This is a genomic window from Streptomyces tricolor, assembly GCF_002155905.1.
Taxonomy (GTDB): domain Bacteria; phylum Actinomycetota; class Actinomycetes; order Streptomycetales; family Streptomycetaceae; genus Streptomyces; species Streptomyces tricolor.
Genome location: NZ_MUMF01000329.1, coordinates 1 through 6,736 on the forward strand (window position 1 = coordinate 1; position 6,736 = coordinate 6,736).

A 6,736-nucleotide genomic window follows, 5' to 3' on the forward strand; every position below is an offset into this window, starting at 1 on the left:
CGAGCCCCCGCCCCACCCGGGATCTAGGCTTCCTTCTGGAGGAGATTCGCTTCGTCAGCTCGTCTGTGGGTCTGTTGAAACATGAAGGAAGCCCCGTTGAACTTCTGGTCGCTCTATCAGCACGGCTTCGCGCGCATCGCCGCGTGCACGGGCCACACCGTCATCGCCGACCCGCACGCCAACGCCGAAGCGGTCCTGCGCCAGGCCCGCGACTGCGCGGACGAGGGCGTCGCCGTCGCCGTCTTCCCCGAGCTGGGCCTCACCGGCTACTCGATCGAGGACCTGCTCCTCCAGGACGCGCTGCTCGACCGGGTCGAGGCGGCGGTGCGGACCGTCGTGGCGGGGTCGGCCGAGCTGCTGCCGGTGCTGGTCGTCGGCGCCCCGCTGCGCCACCGCCACCGGGTCTACAACTGCGCGGTGATCATCCACCGCGGCCGGATCCTCGGCGTCGTACCGAAGTCGTACCCGCCGAACTACCGCGAGTTCTACGAGCGCCGGCAGATCGCCGACGGGCACGACGAGCGGGGCGGGACCATCCGGGTCGCCGGCGCCGAGGTGCCGTTCGGGGTGGATCTGCTGTTCGCGGCCGAGGACGTGCCCGGGCTCGTGCTGCACACCGAGATCTGCGAGGACATGTGGGTGCCGGTGCCGCCGAGCGCCGAGGCCGCCCTCGCCGGGGCGACGGTGCTGGTCAACCTCTCCGGCAGCCCGATCACGGTCGGCCGCGCCGAGGACCGCAGGTTGCTGTGCCGCTCGGCGTCCTCCCGCTGCCTCGCCGCCTACGTCTACGCGGCGGCCGGACTGGGCGAGTCCACCACGGACCTGTCCTGGGACGGGCAGACCATGATCTACGAGAACGGGGTGCTGCTCGCCGAGACGGACCGCTTCCCGCTCGGCGACCGGTACGCGGTCGCCGACGTCGACCTGGACCTGCTGCGGCAGGAGCGGCAGCGGATGGGGACGTTCGACGACAACCGCCGGGCCCACGCCGCGCGGACCGGTGACTTCCGCACCGTCACGTTCGAGCTGGACCCGCCGGTCACCGACCTCGGGCTGCGCCGGCGCGTCGAGCGGTTCCCGTTCGTGCCCGCCGACCCCGAGCGGCTCGCTCTGGACTGCTACGAGGCCTACAACATCCAGGTCGCCGGGCTCCAGCAGCGGTTGGCGGCGATCGGCGGACCGAAGGTCGTCATCGGGGTGTCCGGCGGGCTCGACTCCACCCACGCGCTGATCGTCGCCGCCCGCGCCATGGACCGCGCCGGCCGGCCGCGCAGCGACATCCTGGCCTTCACCCTGCCCGGCTTCGCCACCAGCGACCACACCAAGGACAACGCGCACAAGCTGATGCGGGCGCTCGGGGTCACCGCCGCCGAGCTGGACATCACGCCGACCGCGCGGCTGATGCTGAAGGAGATCGGCCACCCCTTCGCCTCCGGCGAGCCGGTGTACGACGTCACCTTCGAGAACGTCCAGGCCGGGCTGCGCACGGACTACCTGTTCCGGCTGGCCAACCAGCGCGGCGGCATCGTCCTCGGCACCGGTGACCTGTCCGAGCTGGCGCTCGGCTGGTCGACGTACGGCGTCGGCGACCAGATGAGCCACTACAACGTGAACTCCGGGGTGCCGAAGACCCTGATCCAGCACCTGATCCGCTGGGTGATCAGCAGCGGGCAGTTCGACGACGACACCGGCAAGATCCTCGCGGCGATCCTGGACACCGAGATCAGCCCCGAGCTGGTGCCGGGCGAGGAGATGCAGTCCACCGAGTCGAAGATCGGCCCGTACGCGCTGCACGACTTCACCCTGTTCCAGGTGCTGCGCTACGGCTTCCGGCCCTCGAAGATCGCCTTCCTGGCCTGGCACGCCTGGCACGACCCGGACGCCGGCGCCTGGCCGCCCGGCTTCCCCGAGGCCAAGCGGGGCGCGTACGACCTGGCCGAGATCCGGCACTGGCTGGAGGTGTTCTGCCGCCGCTTCTTCGCGTTCTCGCAGTTCAAGCGCTCGGCGATGCCGAACGGGCCGAAGGTGTCGGCCGGCGGCTCCCTCTCCCCGCGCGGCGACTGGCGGGCCCCGTCCGACGGCAACGCGGAGGCGTGGCTCAGGGACCTCGACCGCTTCGACTTCGACGCGGCGGGCAGCGGACGGTAGCCCCCCCCCGCTCCGGCGTTCCCTCCGTCGTTCTCCCGCTCAGTTGTTCCAGGTCTCGTCGTACGGGTCGCGCGGGGCCTGGACCGGGCGGGTCGACGTGACCTTCAGATAGGGGATCGGGCCGTCGTTGACCGGGTCGCGGGTCAGGCGGGGGGTGTACGTGCCCGTCACCTCCAGCCAGGCGTCCGGGCGGAGCACCGGGGGCAGGTCGCCGGTCAGCGCGACCTTCACCGGCTGGGCGTCCGCCGCGCAGCAGTTGAGGGCCATGCGGACCAGGTACGGGGCGCCGGAGCGGTCCAGGGCGAGGAAACCGGTGACCCGGACCGGGCGGCCGTGCAGGGAGCGGCCGTGGTCGTAGGCCGCGCGGGAGGCGTACTCGACGACCGAGAGCGGCACCGGGTCGCCGGCCGGCAACGGGCCGTAGGCGTACGGCTTCTGCAGGGCCGTACCGGTGCGCAGGGCGCTGTAGGAGCCGAGGGCCGGCGGGGCGCTCAGGATGAGGGCGAGGAGGGGGAGCAGGAGGAGCCAGGAGACGCGCGGTCCGGGGTGCTCGTGAGACCCGGATCGCCGGTCGCGGCGGCGCTCGTACCAGGCCGTCGCCACCGCCGTCGCGATCAGGACCGCGCCCGAGGCCAGCAGCAGCGGGCGCAGGCCCGTCTTGACGTACCGCAGGTACAGGTCGGTGGCGCCCGCGTGCAGCAGCGCGGCGCCGAGCAGGAACAGGACGGCCGCCTGGGCCTGGCGGTTCACAGCAGCACCGTCCCGGTCAGTACGGCGCCCGTGACCGCCAGCGCGAAGGTGGCGGGCGCGAAGCGGAGCGCGAAGGCACGGCCGAAGGTGCCGGCCTGCATCGCGAACAGCTTGAGGTCGATCATCGGCCCCACCACCAGGAACACCAGCTTGGCCGTCGGGGAGAACGCGGTGAGGGAGGCCGCGACGAACGCGTCCGCCTCCGAGCAGAGGGACAGCAGGACGGCCAGGGCGGCGAGGGCGAGCACCGCGACCAGGGGCGACCCGGCGGCCGTACGCAGCCAGTCCGCCGGGACCGCCGCCTTCAGCGTGGCCGCGGCCGTCGCGCCGAGCACCAGGAAGCCGCCGGCGTGCATGACGTCGTGCCGGACCGCGCCCCAGAACGCCTCCCCCTTGGTCGCGCCCTCGTGGGTGCCGTGGGCCGGCGGGCGCAGCCAGTCGGCGCGGCCCAGCCGCTGCCACAGCCAGCCCATCGCGCAGGCCACCAGCAGGCTCGCCAGGAACCGGGCCAGGACCATCTCCGGCTGCCCGGGGAAGGCGACGGCGGTCGCGGTGAGCACCACCGGGTTGACCGCGGGCGCGGAGAGCAGGAAGGCGAGGGCGGCGGCGGGGGTCACGCCCCGGCGGACCAGGGCGCCCGCCACCGGCACCGACGCGCATTCGCAGCCCGGCAGCACCGCGCCCGCGAGCCCCGCCACGGGCACGGCCAGGGCGGGCCGGCGCGGCAGGGCGCGCGCGAAGAAGGACGCCGGGACGAATACCGCGATCGCCGCCGACAGCAGCACGCCGAGCACCAGGAAGGGCAGCGCCTGCACGGTCACCGCCACGAACACCGTCATCCAGCTCTGCATCGCCGGTGTGCCGAGCAGCCCGCGGATCGGCGACTGGGCGAGCACGGCCAGGAGCAGGGCGAGCGTCAGCACCAGCGGGGAGTTCAGCCGGCGCCCCGGGTGGTCGGGCGAGGGCCCGGTACGACGGGGGCCGGCGCCGGGCGGGGCGTCGTCGGTGATGGCCACGGATGATTACCTCCGGCTCCGGCTGCTGCTCTGCCTCCCCTTCCGTACGCGCGGCCCGGCCCGGGCGTTCAGACCATTGCTGGAACCATGCATCCGCGTGGGGCACTCTTTCCCCTTGTGGCGAGCGTTCCGTACCAAGGGGGGCCGGGGGACCGGCCGGCGCACATGGTGGTGTGCGGTGACGACGGGCTCGCGCACCGGCTGGCCGCCGAGTTGCGCGGGGTCTACGGCGAACAGGTCACCCTCGTCGTGCCGCCGAACGAGCGCACCGCCCGCCCACCCGTGGTCGGCCGGGCCCGGGCCGCGTCGGCGGCGCTGTTCGACCGCGTGGTCAGCGCCGCGGTGGGCACCGTGGGCCGGGCGGGAGGCAACGGACAGCCCGCCCCTCCGGCCGGCCAACGCCCGGAATCCGAAGGCGTGTTGGAGGCAGCCGAGCTGACCGAGGCGGTGCTCGCGGAGGCCGGGGTGGCCCGGGCCGCCGCACTGGCCCTCGTGTACGACGACGACGAGACCAACATCCGCGCCGCGCTGACCGCCCGCCGGCTCAACCCCCGGCTGCGACTCGTCCTCCGGCTGTACAACCGGCGGTTGGGCCAGCACATCGAGGAACTCCTCGACCAGGCCGCCGCGTTGGCCGCGGGGGACGACGACGGCGGTCCGGGCGCCGCGATCGAGGCCTCCACGACCGTACTGTCCGACGCCGACACCGCCGCGCCCGCGCTGGCCGCCACCGCCGTCGCCGGCACCAGCCGGGTCGTGCAGACCGAGGGACTGCTGCTGCGGGCCGTGGAACGGCCGCTCTCCGGGGACGGTTCCGGCACCGGGCTGTGCACCCTCGCCCTGCTGTCGGGCGGCGGCCCGGCCGGCACCGACGGCCCCCACGGGGTGGCCGGGGAGCAGCCGCCGCGGCTGCTCCCCGACGACGAGGAGGTGCGGCGGGCCGCCGGACGGCAGGCCGTCGTACTGGAGCACGTCTCCACCCCCGCCGGCACCGAGTCCGCCGCGCCCGCCCGACGGGCGACCGGCGTCATGCCGCTCGCCTCCCTGTTCTCCCGGCGGCTGCGCTGGTCCCTGGCCGGCCTGGTCGGCTGTGTGGTCGGCCTCGCCGTCGCCATGTGGCTGGTCACCGGCATCCATCCGCTGCGCGCCTTCTACATCACCCTCCTCGACCTGTTCGCGATCGACGACCCGGCCCTCAAGGAACCCCTCGGCCGCCAGATCCTCCAACTCCTGTCCGCGCTCGTCGGGCTGCTGCTCCTGCCGGTGCTGCTGGCCGCCGCGCTGGAGGCGCTCGGCACCTTCCGCACCGCCTCCGCCCTGCGCAGGCCGCCGCGCGGCCTGAGCGGGCATGTCGTACTGCTCGGCCTCGGCAAGATCGGCACCCGGGTGCTGACCCGGCTGCGGGAACTGAACATCCCCGTGGTGTGCGTCGAGTCCGACCCGGAGGCCCGCGGCCTCGCCACCGCCCGCCGGCTGCGGGTGCCGGTGGTCCTCGGGGACGTCACCCAGGAAGGAGTCCTGGAGGCCGCCCAGATCCACCGGGCCCAGGCGCTGCTCGCGGTGACCAGCTCCGACACCACCAACCTGGAGGCCGTGCTCTACGCCCGGACCGTCCGCCCCGATCTCCGCGCGGTGCTGCGCCTGTACGACGACGACTTCGCCACCGCCGTCTACCGCACCCTCCGCACCGCCTACCCCCGGGCCCTGACCCGCAGCCGCAGCGTCACCCACCTGGCAGCCCCCGCGTTCGCCGGCGCGATGCTGGGCCGCCAGGTCCTGGGAGCCATCGCCGTCGAACGCAGGGTGCTCCTCTTCGCCGCGGTCGACGTGGACGGCCACCCCCGGCTGGAGGGCCGCACCGTGGCGGAGGCGTTCCAGGCCGGTGCCTGGCGGGTCCTGGCCCTGCTGGGCCGGACCGGTACCCCCGCCGACCACGTCCTGGCCAAGGGCGACCGGGTGGTGGTCGCCGCCACCCGGAGGGGGCTCGCGGAGCTGCGCTGACGCTACGCGCCCAAGTGCCGCCTCGCGAAGTCCAGTTCCAGCGCCACCTGCTTGATCCGCTCGTCCACCACCAGGGAGCCGTGGCCCGCGTCGTACCGGTAGACCTCGTGGACCGCGCCGCGGGACTCCAGTCGCTTGACGTAGTTGTCGATCTGGCGGATCGGACAGCGGGGGTCGTTGACGCCGGCCGAGATGTAGACGGGGGCCTTGACCTGGTCGACGTAGGTGAGCGGGGAGGAGGCGGCGAAGCGGTCGGGGACCTCCTCGGGGGTGCCGCCCAGCAGGGTGCGGTCCATGGCCTTCAGCGCCTCCATCTCGTCGTGGTACGCCGTGACGTAGTCCGCGACCGGGACGACCGCGATGCCCAGCGCCCAGGCGTCCGGCTGGGTGCCGAGGCCGAGCAGGGTGAGGTAGCCGCCCCAGGAGGCGCCGGTGAGGACCAGGCGGGCGGGGTCGGCGAGGCCGGAGGTGATCGCCCACTCGCGGACGGCCGCCACGTCCTCCAGCTCGATCAGACCGACCCGGTGCTTGAGGGCGTCGGTCCAGGCGCGGCCGTAGCCGGTGGAGCCGCGGTAGTTGATGCGGATCACCGCGTACCCGTGGTCGACCCAGGCGGCCGGGCCCGCCGCGAAGGAGTCGCTGTCGTGCCAGGTGGGGCCGCCGTGCAGGTCGAAGACGGTGGGCAGGGGGCCCGTGGCGCCCGCCGGCTTCTGGATCAGGGCGTGGATGCGGCCGCCGGGGCCCTCCACCCACACGTCCTCCACGGGCACCGACGGCGGGCAGGCCATGCCCGGAGGGTCCAGCACCACTCCGCCGGCGGT

General features: G+C 74.2%; 5 protein-coding genes. 2 read left to right on the forward strand and 3 right to left on the reverse strand.

From position 1 onward, the window contains the following. Positions 1–81: 81 nt before the first annotated feature. On the forward strand, positions 82–2,148 hold the full coding sequence (locus CCN44_RS23520) for an NAD(+) synthase (protein WP_208639823.1): 2,067 nt from the start codon (positions 82–84) through the stop codon (positions 2,146–2,148). 39 nt (positions 2,149–2,187) lie between these two features. Here CCN44_RS23520 and CCN44_RS23525 read toward each other — a convergent pair whose 3' ends face one another. Both CCN44_RS23525 and CCN44_RS23530 read right to left on the reverse strand, forming a co-directional pair. Beyond that, on the reverse strand, positions 2,188–2,898 hold the full coding sequence (locus CCN44_RS23525; RefSeq protein WP_059250303.1) for a TIGR03943 family putative permease subunit: 711 nt from the start codon (positions 2,896–2,898) through the stop codon (positions 2,188–2,190). After that, on the reverse strand, positions 2,895–3,914 hold the full coding sequence (locus tag CCN44_RS23530) for a permease (RefSeq protein ID WP_059250301.1): 1,020 nt from the start codon (positions 3,912–3,914) through the stop codon (positions 2,895–2,897). Before CCN44_RS23530 ends, CCN44_RS23525 begins: the two co-directional genes overlap by 4 nt. Positions 3,915–4,079: 165 nt before the next feature. On the opposite strand from CCN44_RS23530, the gene CCN44_RS23535 reads away from it, so the two are divergent. Beyond that, complete coding sequence (locus CCN44_RS23535; protein ID WP_086699302.1) at positions 4,080–5,915, forward strand: NAD(P)-binding protein; 1,836 nt, start codon at positions 4,080–4,082, stop codon at positions 5,913–5,915. A 2-nt stretch (positions 5,916–5,917) separates the two neighbouring features. Here CCN44_RS23535 and CCN44_RS23540 read toward each other — a convergent pair. Beyond that, on the reverse strand, positions 5,918–6,736 hold an 819-nt coding region (locus CCN44_RS23540; RefSeq protein WP_143649930.1), incomplete at its 5' end, for an alpha/beta hydrolase family protein.

Coding starts and splice junctions, on each gene's coding strand:
- CCN44_RS23520 (WP_208639823.1), top strand. CDS start 82: ATGAAGGAAGCCCCGTTGAACTTCTGGTCGCTCTATCAGCACGGCTTC.
- CCN44_RS23535 (WP_086699302.1), top strand. CDS start 4,080: ATGGTGGTGTGCGGTGACGACGGGCTCGCGCACCGGCTGGCCGCCGAG.